Below are 13,674 nucleotides of genomic sequence, written 5' to 3'. Positions count from 1 at the left end.
TCTTCGTGCCCAGCTTCGAGCCGTACGTCGGCAAGGACGTCGTCATCGTCGGTGGCGGGGACAGCGCGTTCGACTGGGCGCTGCACCTGCAGCCGGTGGCCCGCACCGTGACCCTGGTCCACCGCCGGGACGCCTTCCGGGCCCACCAGCGCACGGTCGACGCGGTGCGGGAGACCTCGGTCGACCTCGTGACCAAGGCGCAGGTGACGCGCATCCTCGGCGACGACGAGCTGACCGGGGTCGAGATCACCGTCGACGGCGAGGAGCCGGTCAGCCGACCGGCCCAGGCCGTCGTGGCGGCCCTGGGGTTCGTGGCCGACCTCGGGCCGCTGCAGTCCTGGGGGCTGACGACCGACAAGCGCCACCTGGTCGTGGACTCCTCGATGCGGACCAACCTGGCCCGGGTGTTCGCGGCCGGCGACATCACCGAGTACCCGGGCAAGGTGCGACTCATCGCGGTCGGGTTCGGCGAGGCGGCCACGGCCGTCAACAACGCCGCCGTGGTGGTCGACCCCTCCGCGCACGTCTTCCCCGGCCACTCCAGCGAGGGCGGCTGATGGCCGGCCGGCGCGCCGCGATCGCGATGAGCGAGGCGGAGGTCGCGGCGTACCTCGCCGAGCAGACCAAGCTGCAGGTGGCCAGCCTCGGCAAGGACGGCGCACCGCACCTGACCACGCTCTTCCACGTGCTGGTGGACGGCAGGGTGGCGTTCTGGACGTACTCCACCTCCCAGAAGATCCGCAACCTCGAGCGCGACGACCGGATCGCGTGCCTCACCGAGTCGGGGGAGGAGTACGCAGAGCTGCGCGGCGTCTCCATCCGCGGGCGGGCCGAGCTGGTCCGCGACCCGGCGCGGGTGCTCGAGATCGGGACGGCCGTGGCGCTGCGGATGCTGCGCCTGGGCTCCCCCGCGGACCTCGGTGAGGTCGGGATGGCCGAGGTACGCCGGCAGGCCGGCAAGCGCACCGCGGTGGTCGTGCACCCCGAGCACGTCGCCAGCTGGGACCATGCGAAGCTCTCCGGTCCACGGTGACCAGGAGCACTGAGCCATAATGGAGTCTCCGTCCCGGCCGCCGGGACCAGCGGGCCCGGCGGGGCAAGGACGAGAGGTTCAGGTTGCGAGTCGCACTGCTGTCGTACCGGAGCAAGCCCCACTGCGGCGGACAGGGCATCTACCTGCGCCACCTCAGCCGTGAGCTGGTGGCGCTGGGCCACCAGGTCGAGGTGTTCTCCGGGCAGCCCTACCCCATCCTCGACGAGGGCGTCACCCTCACCAAGGTCCCCAGCCTGGACCTCTACCGGGAGCCGGACCCGTTCCGCATCCCCAGGCCACGTGAGTTCCGCGACATGGTGGACGTGCAGGAGTTCCTCCTCATGTGCAGCGCGGGGTTCCCCGAGCCCCGGACCTTCAGCAAGCGGGTCGTGCGACTGCTGGCCGAGCGGGTGGGCGACTTCGACATCGTCCACGACAACCAGGTGCTGGGCTACGGGATGCTGGAGATCGAGAAGCTCGGGCTCCCGCTGATCACCACGCTGCACCACCCGATCACCTTCGACCGGCGGATCGACCTGGCGGCCGCACCCACGCTGCGCAAGAAGCTGAGCCTGCGCCGGTGGTACGGCTTCGTGAAGATGCAGGGGCGGGTGGCTCGGCAGGCGCGGCTGATCCTGACCCCGTCCGAGGCGTCCAAGCGCGACATCGTGCAGGACTTCGGCGTGGACCCGGCCCGGCTGGAGGTGATCCTGCTGGGCGTGGACGACGTGTTCGTGCCGCCCACCGAGCCCCGGGTCCCTGGTCGGCTCCTGGCCATGGCCAGCGCCGACGCCCCGATGAAGGGCATCGCCACGTTGCTGGAGGCGTTCGCCAAGCTGCGCACCGAGCGCGACGTGGAGCTGTTCCTGGTCACCAAGCCCGTCGAGGGCGGCCGCACCGAGCGGCTCGTGGACCGGCTGGGCATCAAGGACCACGTGCACTTCGTGCACGGGATCACCGACCAGGAGCTGGTGAGGCTGATGGGCTCGGCCGAGATCGCCTGTGTCCCCTCGCTGTACGAGGGGTTCTCGCTGCCCACGGCGGAGCTGATGGCCTGCGGCACCCCGCTGGTCGTGTCCCGGGCCGGGGCCATCCCGGAGGTCGTCGGGCCGGACGGGCTGTGCGCCGAGCTGGTCACCCCGGGCGACGTCGGCGAGCTCGAGAGCGCCCTCGCCGCTCTGCTCGACGACCCCGCCCGCCGGGTCCGGATGGGTGCCGCCGGCCGGGAACGGGCCCTGGAGAAGTTCAGCTGGCGCGCGGTCGCGGAGGCCGTCGCCGCGGCGTACGAGCGGGTCGTCGCCGACTACCGCAGCGAGCAGGAGGAGCACGCGCGTGCTGACCGTTGACTTCGACAGGCTCGGCCTGAGGCCGGGCGAGCGGGTGCTCGACATGGGCTGCGGCGCCGGCCGGCACGCCTTCGAGATGTACCGCCTCGGTGCGGACGTGGTCGCGTTCGACCAGGACGCCGACGAGCTCGCCAACGTGCGTGAGCTCTTCGGCGCCATGCGGGACAACGGCGAGGTGCCGGCCGGCGCCGAGGCGGACGTGAAGGAGGGGGACGCCCTCGCGCTGCCGTTCGCCGACGAGGAGTTCGACCGGATCGTGGCCGCCGAGGTGCTCGAGCACATCCCGGCCGACATCCAGGCCCTGCACGAGCTGGTCCGGGTGCTGCGGCCCGGGGGCACCATCGCGCTCAGCGTGCCCCGCTGGCTGCCCGAGGCGGTGTGCTGGCAGCTCTCCGACGACTACCACAGCGCTCCCGGCGGCCACATCCGGATCTACACCGACAAGGAGCTGGTGACGAAGGCCCAGAACGCCGGACTGGTCTGGGAGGGCACGGAGTACGCCCACGGCCTGCACTCGCCGTACTGGTGGCTCAAGTGCGCGGTCGGCCTCGAGAAGGACGACCACCCGCTGGTGAAGAGCTACCACCGGCTGCTGGTGTGGGACATCACCAAGCGGCCTGCGCTCACCCGGTGGGCCGAGAAGGTGCTCAACCCCGTGCTGGGCAAGTCGGTCGTGCTCTACTTCCGCAAGCCCGATGCGCGCTGAGCCCACGCTGCCGCACCTGCCGTCGGTGCTGACCCGCGAGCAGGTCGCGGAGACGGCGGCCTCGATCGCGGCGATGCAAGAGCCGTGTGGCGCGATCCCCTGGGCGCCCGGCGAGCACACCGACCTGTGGAACCACGTCGAGGCGGCGATGGCGCTGACGGTCGGGGGTGAGGTGGCGGCCGCCGAGCGGGCCTACGGCTGGGCGGTCACCATGCAGCGCCAGGACGGCTCGTGGCCGCTGAAGATCGTCGCCGGGGAGGTGGCGGACGCCAGCGGCGAGACCAACGTGTCGGCGTACCTCGCGGTGGGTGTGTGGCACCACTGGCTGCTCAGGCGCGAGCGTGACTTCGTGGCCCGGATGTGGCCGGCGGTACGCCGGGGGCTCGACTTCGTGGTGCGGCTGCAGCTGCCCTTCGGCGGGATCGCCTGGTCGGAGGAGTGGCTGGACGGGCGACCCGGCCGGGCCAACGAGGAGGCGCTGCTGGCGGGCTCCTCGAGCATCCACCACTCGCTGCAGGCCGGGGTGGCGCTGGCCGAGCTCGTGGGTGACCCCCAGCCCGGGTGGGAGCTGGCCGGCGGGCGGCTCGCCCACGCGGTGCGGGAGCACCGCGACCTGTTCCTGGACAAGTCGTGCTGGTCGATGGACTGGTACTACCCGGTACTCGGCGGCGTGCTCCGGGGCCGAGCGGGCCTGGACCGCCTGGCCGAGCAGTGGGACCGCTTCGTGCGTCCAGGTCTGGGGGTGCTCTGCGTGGACCACAACAACTGGGTCACCGGGGCCGAGACCTGTGAGCTCGTGATGGCGCTGGAGTCCCTGGGGGACCACGACCGCGCGCTGCGCCTGTTCGCCGAGATGCAGCACCTGCGCGACACCGGTGGCCGGTACTGGACCGGGTTCGTCTACCCCGAGAACGTCAACTGGCCGGTCGAGCACACCACCTACACCGCCGCGGCGGTCCTGCTCGCCGCGGACGCGCTGACCGGGGCCACCCCTGCAGCCGGCGTGCTGGGCGGTGCCGGGCTCCCGGGACCCTTCGCGGAGATCGGCCTGCGCTGCGGCTGCCCGTCACCGGACCGGGTCGCCGGCGTCTCCGCGCACCCGGCGTAGCACCCGCACCGAGCCGAGCGCCTCCACCTCGGTGAAGTCACCGCTCGCCAGCGCGCGCAGGTAGATCAGGTAGGGCGGGCGGCCGCCGTCCGCGGGGTCGGGGAACACGTCGTGGATCACCAGCAGCCCCTCGGTCATCAACCAGGGTGACCAGCCGAGGTAGTCGTGGGTGGCGTGCACCTCGGCGTGCCCGCCGTCGATGAAGAGCATCGCCAGGGGGGTTCGCCACAGCGCGGAGACCCTGGTCGAGGCGCCGACGACCGCCACCACCTGCTCCTCCAGCCCGGCCCGGGCCAGGGTGGCACGGAAGACCGGGAGGGTGTCCATCAACCCCAGCTCGGCGTCGACGAGGCTCGGGTCGTGGTGCTCCCAGCCGGCCTGGTTCTCCTCCGAGCCCCGGTGGTGGTCGACCGTGACCACGGTCCCGCCGACCTCCCGCGCCGCCGCGCCGAGGTAGATCGCGGACTTCCCGCAGTAGGTGCCCACCTCGAGCACGGGCCCGTACGGGAGTCTCGCGCGGGCCAGCCGGTGCAGGAGCAGTCCCTCCTCCTCGGGCATGAAGCCCTTGGCCGCTCGGGCGTGCGCCAGCAGGTCGGCGGGCATGGCCTGGTCCGTGTCGTGGGGCACCGGGCAACCCTAGACTCCGGGCATGCGCACGGGACGACTCGAGGCCTTCAGCGACGGTGTGCTGGCCATCATCATCACGATCATGGTGCTGGAGCTGAAGGTGCCGGAGGAGCCGACGCTGACCGGCGAGCACGGCCTGGCCGGGTCGGTGCCGGGTCTGCTCACCTACCTGCTGAGCTTCGCCTACATCGCCATCTACTGGAACAACCACCACCACCTGCTGCAGCTCACCCAGCGGGTCGACGGGCGTGTGCTGTGGGCCAACATGCTGCTGCTGTTCTCCCTCTCGCTGATGCCGTTCACGACTGCCTGGCTGGACGAGAGCCACCTGGCCCGGACGCCTGTCGTCGTCTACGGGGTGAACCTGTTCGCCGCCGCCATCAGCTACTACGTGCTGTTCAAGGCCATCGTGGCCGCGGAGGGACCGGACGGGCACGTGGCCCGCGCGATCACCAGCGACCGCAAGGAGCGGCTCTCGCTCGCGCTGTACGTGTGCGGGATCGCGCTCGCGTTCGTCGAGCCGTGGCTGGGGGTGGTGCCCTACGTGGTGGTGGCCCTGATCTGGCTCGTGCCCGACCGCCGCGTCGAGCGGTACCTGGTCGAGCACCAGCTGTGACGGGTCAGGCTCGGGCTCCCGCCCGGTCGGCCCGGGTGGCGTGGTGCCAGGTGAGGTAGTGGTCGATCGCCCGGACGACCTGGACCGAGCGGATCGAGGGGAAGATGTCGAACGCGTGCTGGGCGCCGGGCAGCTCGGCGTACACGACGGTCCGCCGGGAGACCGCCCGCAGCCGCTCCACGAACAGCCGGGCCTGCTCGACGGGCACCATGGTGTCGCGGAGCCCGTGGATGACGAAGAAGTCGGGGGCGTCCGGGGTGATGCGCAGGATCGGCGAGGCGGCCTCGAAGAGCGCCGGGTCCTCCGCCCAGCCGACGCCGGCGACCCGGCGGGCGAAGTAGTCGTCGCGCAGCTGCTCCGCGCTGTGCAGCCCGGTCGAGGCGGCCAGGTCGTACACCCCGTAGTGGGGGACCGCGACCTGGACGGAGGTGTCGGCGTCCTCGAACCCCGGCTGGTAGGCAGGGTCCCCCGGGGTGAGCGCGGCGAGCGCGGTGAGCTGGCCGCCGGCGGAGCCGCCGGTGATTGCGAGGTAGCCGGGGTCTCCGCCGTACTCGGCGATGTGCTCCTTGATCCAGGCGATGGCCCGCTTGACGTCGATGATCTGGGCCGGGAAGTAGTCCCGCGGGGCCAGCCGGTAGTTGATGGCGACGACCACCCACCCGCGTCGGGCCATGTGCCGCATCAGCGGGACGCCCTGCTCGTCCTTGCGCCCCAGGATCCAGCCCCCGCCGTGGATCTGGAGCAGCACGGGGGCGTCGGCGAGCTCCACGCCCGCCGGGCGGTAGACGTCGAGCAGCCCCCGGGCGCCTGCATCGCTGTAGCGCAGGTCGCGGTCGACCCGCACGCCTGCCTCGTCAGGGCGGAACGGGTTGACCAGCGTCTGCCAGGCGGTCGGCAGGTCCGGTGGCGGGGCGGGGTCGAGGCGCTCGTAGTAGCCGGACCCGAGCCCCTCGGTGAGGACGGTGGAGACGACCGTCTCGACCCGGCGGCTCTGGTCGATCAGGTAGCCGAGCCCGGCCACGGTCCCGGCGGCCAGCGCCAGACCGGGCCACGTCGCGCGGCGCCGGGCCAGCGCGACTCCGGTGTCCACCGCGGTCGCCGCCAGCAGGTGCGGCGCCAGCTCGCCGGCGAGCCAGCCGGGGACGAAGGCGAACAGGCCGGCCCGGAAGCCGGGCAGCGGGCGCAGCGCGTTCGCGGTCAGTGCGGCCGTGACCAGGCGACGACGGAGGTACCCCACGACGGGATGCTAGCCAGCGTCGGGGACGCCTCCGGCGGCGGGTCGGTGGAGCTTCTCGTCGAGGAAGGCCAGCACCCGGTCGACGCCCTCCTGCTGCCGGTGCACGGTGAGGGTGGAGTGCCCCTTGCCGGGGAACTCGACCCGTAGGAAGGCGTCACCGAGCTCCCGGGTGAGCGTCTCGAAGCGGGTGCCCACCGCTGGGTCCTCGCGGTAGCGCAGGCCGAGCAGCTGCTGGCCCGCGGCCGCCCGGCGCTTCACCGCGGCCAGGTCCCCGGGGCTGAGGTTCACGTCGGCGGCGCGGGCCCGTCCCACGCAGAGCGGGGTCGACGGCTGGGCGACCACCGGAGCCACGACCGACGGGTCCACCATCATCGCCAGGGCGAACCCGCCGGTGAAGCACATGCCCAGCGCCCCCACGCCGGGGCCGCCCAGCTCCTCGTGGAGCTCGCGGGCGAGCCCGCGCAGCCAGGTCGCCACCGGTGTGGTCTCGCCGCGGGCGAGCTTGGTGAACTCCCGGCTCACGCAGACCTGGCCGATGGCCCGGACGATCCGTCCGGTCGTGCCGGGGGCGCCGTCGGTGCCGAAGAGGTGGGGGAGCACCACGGTGAAGCCCGCGGCGACCACCTCCTCGGCGAGCGCGACCAGCTCGGGGGTGATCCCGGGGATCTCGTGGATGACGATGACGCCCGGCCCGCTGCCCTTGCGGTACGTCGGGTGCGTGACGCCGTCGTAGCTGTAGCTGCCCGTCGTCCAGCTGGCCAGGGATGACATGCCGGTCATGGTCGCACAACCTGCGGGCGGCCGGCCGTGGCTGTTCGGGGGGGGATCACACCACCAGCAGCGACACCACGGCCACGACCACCGTGGAGGCGATCTCGCCGATCCCGACCTGCCGGGGAGTGGGCCGGAGCCGGGGCACCACAGCCGCCCGCGCGGTGAGCAGGGCGAAGACGGCCACCAGCCACCACGACAGCCATGCCATGGCGGCCGCGGACGCGGCGTGCACGGCGACGCTGAGCCGGAGGAAGGCCGGGTTGTCCCGCTCGCGGATCACGGTCTTGACGTAGAACACGGTGCCGGCGAAGTAGAGGAACTGCACGGCCCCCAGCTGCCACCCCCTGGTGAGCGGACCGGTGCCGCCGGCGTCGTACGCCACCACCGTGACCAGCCCGGAGGCCAGCACGGTGGCCAGTCCCGCGAGCAGGTCACGCTCGTGCCGGTGTGCGGCCGCCCACAGGCCGATGCCGAGCGGCAGCACGAACGCCGGCGCCCAGCGCAGCAGCGCCGGGTCCATCGCGACCACCACGAGACCGAGTCCCGCGGCGAGGAGGGAGTAGGCACGCACCGGGGGGAACCACTTGGCGCGGCGGCCGGACTTCAACCACAGGCTGGTGGCGAAGAACGCCAGGTAGCCGACGAACCAGAACGCGGCCAGGGGCAGGTCCACCCAGGCGAACCCGCCCGCGACCATGCCGACCAGGAGGGGCGAGGCCAGCATCGCCCAGGCGCCGTGCTGGTTGGGCACCCACCCTGGCCCCCGACGTCGGGACCGCGCGCTCACCGGCCGACCCGGGCCTCGTCCCTCGTGGTGAGCACCAGTGGGCCGTCGGCGGTGATCGCGACGGTGTGCTCGACGTGGGCGCCGCGGGAGCCGTCCGCGCTGCGGATCGTCCAGCCGTCGGCGTCGAAGACGATCTCGTCGGTGGTGTGCAGGAACCACGGCTCGATCGCGATGACCAGGCCGGGACGAAGCGGGAACCCGCGGCCGGGGCGCCCGTCGTTGGGGACGTGCGGGTCCCCGTGCATCGTGCGGCCCACGCCGTGGCCTCCGAACTGGAGGTTGACCCCCAGGCCGGCGGCCCGGGCGACGGACCCGATCGCGTGGGAGATGTCCCCGAGCCGGTTCCCCGGCACCGCGGCGGCGATCCCGGCGTCCAGCGCCCGCTGAGCCGTCTCGATGAGCTGTAGGTCCTCCTCGCGGGGGCTGCCGACCACCACGCTGAGCGCCGAGTCCGACACCCAGCCGTCCACGCTGGCCGCGAAGTCCAGGCTGAGCAGGTCGCCGTCGACCAGCGTGTAGTCGTGCGGCAGCCCGTGCAGGACCGCGTCGTTGACAGACGTGCACAGGACATGGCCGAACGGGGAGGCCCCGAAGGAGGGGTGGTAGTCGATGTAGCAGGACTCCGCGCCCCGCTCCCGGATCATGTCGTGGGCCAGCCGGTCGAGCTCGAGGAGGTTGACGCCGACCTCTGCCGCGGAGGCGAGCCGGGTCAGGACGTCGGCGACGAAGCGGCCGGCCGGCCGCATCTGCTCGATCTGGGCTGGGGTGCGGAGCTCGATCACCGGGACAGGATAGGCGTGAGCCACCGGGCCTGGTACGGCGCCATCAGCACCGCGCCCGCCGCCCGCTCCGGGACGGAGCCGGTGAGCTGGTCGTGGACGCTCCGCGGGTTCAGTCCCAGCCACAGCAGCACCTCGTCGGGTACGGTCCGTGGCTCCGGGGTGACGTTGTAGGCACCCAGCAGCGGGCCGGAGGGGTGTCGGCGTACGACCAGCAGCACCCCCGGGTCGCGGGGGTCCCACACCTCCGTCGGCACCGCGGCGTGCAGGTGGGGGAGCCGGCTCCGCACCCGGACGAGGTGGGCCAGCCCCTCCCGGATCCCGTGGGTGTCCTCCGGCGGCCACGGCATCCGTTGTCGGTGCACCCACCGGTTGTCGGCGGCGTGCGCCGGTTCGGCCGCCCAGTCGGGGTCGTTGAGGAGGCCGATCTCGTCGCCCATCCAGATCACCGGGAGGCCGCCGAAGCCGAGGATCACCGCGTGACCCAGCAGAATCCTCGCCACGGCTCCCGGGTCGTCGCACTCGAGCCCGGCCAGCGAGGCGAGCGACCCGGAGATCCGCCGGTCGCCGGTGAGCGGGTTCTCCTGGAAGACCAGGCCCCGGGCCCAGGACCCGGGGAACTCCCCGGAGTACCAGTCCGAGAGGAACCGTCGGTGCCCGTGGCCGGTGAGGCCCACCGCCGCTGCGTCCGCATCGTCGATCGCCCAGCCGATGTCGTCGTGGCAGCGCAGGTAGGTGATCCACGACGTCGTCGGCGGAGGCTGCGGAAGGCGCTGCAGCGCCCTGGTGGCCAGGGCGACGTCCCTGCAGGCCAGCATCGACCACACCTGGACCATCAGGCTGTTGTGGTAGGCCAGGTCACTCACCCGGCCGGCGTGGTCCCCCAAGCCGAGGTACGCCGGCAGGTCGGCCGGGCCCACGATCGCCTCGGCCTTGAAGACGACCGCGGGGGCGGCCATCCGGGCGACCGTGCGCAGCACCTGGGTGAGGTCGTGCACCTCGGGCTGGTTCTGGCAGCTGGTGCCCAGCCGCTTCCACAGGAAGGCGATCGCGTCGAGCCGGAAGACCTCCACGCCGGCGTTGGCCAGGGTGAGGATGATGTCGGCGAACTCGCAGAGCACGTCGGGGTTGGCCCAGTTGAGGTCCCACTGGTAGTCGTTGAAGGTCGTCCACACCCACCCGGCCAGCCGGTCGTCCCAGGTGAAGTTCCCGGGCGCGAAGTCGGGAAACACCTCGGGCAGCGTCTCCTCGTAGGCGTCGGGGACGGTGCGGTCGTGGAAGACGTGGAAGTAGGCGCGCTTCAGCGGGTCGCCGGCCCGGGCGGCCGCGGCCCAGTCGTGCTCGCGGGCGACGTGGTTGAGCACCAGGTCCAGGCAGAGGCTGATCCCGCGTCCGCGCAGGGTGGTCGCCAGGTGGCGCAGGTCGCCCATGGTCCCGAGGTCGGGGCGGACGGTGCGGTAGTCCCGCACCGCGTAGCCGCCGTCGTTGGGGCCGGGCCTGGGCTGCAGCAGCGGCATCAGGTGCAGGTAGGTCACACCCAGCCCGGCCAGGTGGTCCACGTGCTCGGCCACCCCGGCCAGGGTGCCCGCGAACCGGTCGGCGTAGGCGGCGTACCCCAGCTGGGTCTGGCGCTGGAACCAGTCGGGCTCGCGCAGCCGGTCGTCGTCGAGCGAGCGGAGCGCGTCCGGCCGGGCGGCGTGCGCCTCGCGCACCAGGGCCACCAGCCGCTCCGCGACGGCCTCCGGGTCGGGGTAGAGCCGCGTCAGCGGCCGCATCAGGTCGGCGCGCCGTTGCTCGATTCTGACCTGGAGCGAGTCGGGGCGTGCCACGCGCCCCAGTATGGCGAGATCCGCGCGTCACGCAAACGGTTGCGCGAACGGCCGAGGGTGGCGAGACGCAGAGGTGAGGCATGGCGGCGGCAGGACCCCCGTGATCGTGGTCGAGGACAGCAACAGGAACTGCGCGGGACTACTCAACGGGCTCGGCTACTCAGAGGCCGGGCGCATCGGGGTGGCTACCAGCCGCGTGCCCGCCACTGCGCCAGGTGGGGCCGCTCGGCTCCTAGGGTGGAGTCGTTCCCGTGGCCGGGGTAGAACCAGGTCTCGTCGGGCAGCCGGTCGAAGATCTTCGTCTCGACGTCGTCGATGAGGCGCGCGAAGGCCGCGGCGTCCCCGAAGGTGTTGCCTACCCCGCCCGGGAAGAGCGAGTCGCCGGTGAACAGGTGCGGGTGGCCCTGCGGGTCGTCGTACAGCAGGGCGACCGAGCCGGGCGTGTGGCCGACCAGGGCGATCACCTGGAGGGTGCACTCGCCGACCCGGACGACGTCACCGTCGCCGACCGTGCGGTCCACGGCGACCCCGGTCTGCTCGGCGATCGCCTCGGCGTCGGGGGCGCCCGCCACCACCTGCGCGCCGGTCGCGGCGACCACCTCGGCCAAGGCCCGGTGGTGGTCCCAGTGCTGGTGGGTGGTGACGACGGTGGTGAGCCCGGCCCCGCCGACCAGCTCCAGCAGGCGGGGAGCGTCCGCCGCCGCGTCGACCAGCACCTGCTCGCCGGTCGCGTGGCAGCGCAGCAGGTAGCAGTTGTTCGACGTCTGCGGGTCGACCGCCTGCTTGAGGATCGTCAGGGCCGACAGGGTGCGGACGTCGGGGGCACCCTCGGGTGCCACCTCGCCGGTGTAGGTCATCGCCATGGGGCCAGGGTAGGCAGTGCCGGGTCGGCGGTCAGCCCGGAGCCGCCACCGCGTCCCAGCAGCCACCAGGTCAGGTCGGCGCGCGACCCGGTCACCACCGGGCCGTCGCCGGTCCCGAGCAGGACGTCGCCGTCGGGGGTGCGCAAGCGCATCGAGGTACCGCTGCGCCGGTCGTGGACCACCTCGTTGAAGACCGAGTCGAGGAAGTCCTCGGACCAGTCGTCGACGCAGTAGCCCGCGTCGAGGTCGGCGTGGTGGATCTCCACCTCGCGTCTGCGCATCGGCAGCACCGCCGAGCGGGGGATGGCCGGGCCGTCCGGCAGCCGGACGAACTGCCCGCGCCACTCCTCCTCGGGCACCTGCTCCGCCGCCTCCTGGAAGAGCGTGCAGCTCGCCAGGAACCGGTCCCGCAGCGTGGGAGGCGTGGCTCGGGCCAGGGCGGCGATGTCGGCGTCCCGGGCCTCCGCGGAGGAGTACATCGGCACCCGGCTGCTGGCCGAGACCCCGGCCAGCACCCGGGCGAGTGCCTCCGCGTTGAGCGCCAGGTGGGCCACTACGTGGGCACGCGTCCAGCCCGGAAGCACGGAGGCCCCGGCGAGCTCGGCGTCGCCCAGCCGGTCCACGGTGCGGATCAGGGCACGGGTGGCCTCGTGCAGAGGGGGGAGGAGCTCGTCGGCGCGCATGTCCCCATGGTGGCGCAGGATCTGGGTGTCTGCTACGCCGCGCGGACGAGGTCCGCCCAGCGGGCACGGACCCGGACGACCCGGCGGAACCAGTCCAGGTCCACCAGGGCCTGCGGTCCCAGGGGCGGTGCGGTCGAGACGTAGGTGTGACCGGTCGGGGTCGTCGTCTCGACCGTGTGCCGGGGACCTGGTCGGGGCTGTGCGTGCCAGCCCGGAGCCTGCTTGGTGTAGTTGCACGCCTCGCAGAGGCCCTGGGCGTTGGCCGCACTGGTGTGGCCGTCGTCCTCGGCCGCCTCGACGTGGTCGGCATGCCGGATCGGGGCGTCGCACCACGGCGTCCGGCAGACCTGGTCCCTGAGGCGGACCAGATGGCGCAGCCCGTCGCGGAAGAGCCGTGCGTGGCTGTCCATGGCCACGAGCTCCTCGGTGCCGGGACGCTGGTAGAGACGACGCAACCACACCCGGGTCCCGCGGTCGAGGTTGCCGTGGACGAGCTCGCGGGCCAGGTCTGCAGGGATCGGCCCGTGTCCCTCGAGGTGTGCCGGACCCTCGGCTCCGCCGAGCAGCACGGTGTCGGAGACGACCAGGCCCACCGCCACCGGCATGACCGGCCCGGCGGCCGCGATCGCACCGGTCACGCCGGTGACGCGCTCCACGAGAGTGTCCGCCATGATCTGGCCACGGGTGCGGGGGTCGCCGGCCGCGCGCAGCGCGTCGGCCTGCCGGGTGAGTGCGGCGATGACGCCCACGCCGGCCGCCACCGGCAGGAGCGCGGAGAGCCGCATCATGGTGTCCGGCGCCGGACGCCCGGTGACTCGCCGGTCGCCCTCCGCGGAGCGACGCCTGTTCACCAGCGAGGCCGGGTCGAGGTGGTAGGCGAGCTTCGCCGCCTCGGCCACGAGCTGCCGGTCACTCAACCCTTCCAGGGTCTCCGGGTCACCCGCCAGGATCTCGTCGACCAGCACCCGGTCGTCGCGGCTCAGGCAGGCCGTCTCCCGCGCGAGGAGGGTGGCCCGCCACTCGGTGATCCGGCCCTCGACCAGTGCCGCCAGGGTCCGCGGCATCTCGCGCTGCAGGCTCGTCGCCAGGGCGAGGTGGCGGGCGCCACGGTGCGGCGACTCCCGTCGGGCCAGGCCGATCTGGGCTGCGACGCCGCGGCCCTGCCGGTCTCGTGGCACGCCGGCGGCCGCGTGCGCGGCGCGCTGGGGGGTGTCGAGCTGGACAGCGGCGGCCGCCGGCAGCGCGGCAGCCGCGCACGAGAGCGGCTCGAGCGGACGGAGGGTGAG

General features: G+C 73.0%; 15 protein-coding genes. 6 read left to right on the top strand and 9 right to left on the bottom strand.

The genetic code is table 11. From position 1 onward, the window contains the following. From PLP61_RS08820 to PLP61_RS08800, 5 genes are all read left to right on the top strand, one after another. On the top strand, window positions 1-557 hold a 557-nt coding region (locus PLP61_RS08820), incomplete at its 5' end, for an NAD(P)/FAD-dependent oxidoreductase (protein ID WP_324502258.1). Beyond that, the gene (locus tag PLP61_RS08815; RefSeq protein ID WP_324502257.1) at window positions 557-1,033 is read left to right on the top strand and encodes a pyridoxamine 5'-phosphate oxidase family protein; all 477 of its coding nucleotides are present in this window, start codon (window positions 557-559) and stop codon (window positions 1,031-1,033) included. The genes PLP61_RS08820 and PLP61_RS08815, both read left to right, overlap by 1 nt. 83 nt (window positions 1,034-1,116) lie before the next feature. Further along, window positions 1,117-2,379, top strand: coding sequence for a glycosyltransferase family 4 protein (locus tag PLP61_RS08810; RefSeq protein WP_324502256.1), 1,263 nt, complete (start codon window positions 1,117-1,119; stop codon window positions 2,377-2,379). Continuing rightward, entirely contained in the window at window positions 2,366-3,085 is a 720-nt protein-coding gene (locus PLP61_RS08805) for a class I SAM-dependent methyltransferase (protein WP_324502255.1), read from the top strand. Before PLP61_RS08810 ends, PLP61_RS08805 begins: the two co-directional genes overlap by 14 nt. Then, a complete protein-coding gene (locus PLP61_RS08800; protein WP_324502254.1) occupies window positions 3,075-4,193 on the top strand; it encodes a prenyltransferase/squalene oxidase repeat-containing protein in 1,119 nt (372 codons plus the stop codon). The genes PLP61_RS08805 and PLP61_RS08800 overlap by 11 nt, the downstream gene beginning before the upstream one ends. Here PLP61_RS08800 and PLP61_RS08795 read toward each other — a convergent pair. Continuing rightward, on the bottom strand, window positions 4,152-4,820 hold the full coding sequence (locus PLP61_RS08795) for a class I SAM-dependent methyltransferase (RefSeq protein WP_324502253.1): 669 nt from the start codon (window positions 4,818-4,820) through the stop codon (window positions 4,152-4,154). The two genes, PLP61_RS08800 and PLP61_RS08795, sit on opposite strands and share 42 nt — an antisense overlap. Window positions 4,821-4,842: 22 nt before the next feature. On the opposite strand from PLP61_RS08795, the gene PLP61_RS08790 reads away from it, so the two are divergent. Then, window positions 4,843-5,436 carry a TMEM175 family protein gene (locus tag PLP61_RS08790; protein WP_324502252.1) on the top strand — a complete coding sequence of 198 codons (594 nt, stop codon included), beginning with the start codon at window positions 4,843-4,845 and terminating at the stop codon, window positions 5,434-5,436. A 4-nt stretch (window positions 5,437-5,440) separates the two neighbouring features. On the opposite strand, the gene PLP61_RS08785 is transcribed toward PLP61_RS08790, so the two are convergent. The 8 genes from PLP61_RS08785 to PLP61_RS08750 form a co-directional block, all read right to left on the bottom strand. Further along, window positions 5,441-6,673 (bottom strand): alpha/beta hydrolase fold domain-containing protein, encoded by a 1,233-nt coding sequence (locus tag PLP61_RS08785; RefSeq protein ID WP_324502251.1) that lies wholly within the window; start codon window positions 6,671-6,673, stop codon window positions 5,441-5,443. Window positions 6,674-6,682: 9 nt separating this feature from the next. Continuing rightward, window positions 6,683-7,453, bottom strand: coding sequence for a dienelactone hydrolase family protein (locus tag PLP61_RS08780; protein ID WP_324502250.1), 771 nt, complete (start codon window positions 7,451-7,453; stop codon window positions 6,683-6,685). Window positions 7,454-7,499: 46 nt separating this feature from the next. Further along, window positions 7,500-8,198 carry a YwiC-like family protein gene (locus PLP61_RS08775; RefSeq protein WP_324502249.1) on the bottom strand — a complete coding sequence of 233 codons (699 nt, stop codon included), beginning with the start codon at window positions 8,196-8,198 and terminating at the stop codon, window positions 7,500-7,502. A 32-nt stretch (window positions 8,199-8,230) separates the two neighbouring features. Next, a complete protein-coding gene (map, locus tag PLP61_RS08770) occupies window positions 8,231-9,016 on the bottom strand; it encodes a type I methionyl aminopeptidase (protein WP_324502248.1) in 786 nt (261 codons plus the stop codon). Further along, window positions 9,013-10,788, bottom strand: coding sequence for an alpha-amylase family protein (locus PLP61_RS08765; RefSeq protein WP_502889000.1), 1,776 nt, complete (start codon window positions 10,786-10,788; stop codon window positions 9,013-9,015). The genes map and PLP61_RS08765 overlap by 4 nt, the downstream gene beginning before the upstream one ends. Window positions 10,789-11,027: 239 nt before the next feature. Beyond that, window positions 11,028-11,699: an MBL fold metallo-hydrolase gene (locus PLP61_RS08760; RefSeq protein WP_324502259.1), complete on the bottom strand. Its 672-nt coding sequence runs from the start codon at window positions 11,697-11,699 to the stop codon at window positions 11,028-11,030. Then, complete coding sequence (locus tag PLP61_RS08755; protein WP_324502246.1) at window positions 11,696-12,388, bottom strand: maleylpyruvate isomerase family mycothiol-dependent enzyme; 693 nt, start codon at window positions 12,386-12,388, stop codon at window positions 11,696-11,698. Before PLP61_RS08755 ends, PLP61_RS08760 begins: the two co-directional genes overlap by 4 nt. A 32-nt stretch (window positions 12,389-12,420) precedes the next feature. Then, window positions 12,421-13,674, bottom strand: a 1,254-nt coding sequence (locus tag PLP61_RS08750; RefSeq protein WP_324502245.1) for an HNH endonuclease, incomplete at its 5' end; no start/stop codon positions are given.

It is taken from the genome of Nocardioides sp. (genome assembly GCF_035429765.1).
Lineage (GTDB): Bacteria > Actinomycetota > Actinomycetes > Propionibacteriales > Nocardioidaceae > Nocardioides.
This window is presented reverse-complemented; position numbering and strand designations above follow the sequence as displayed.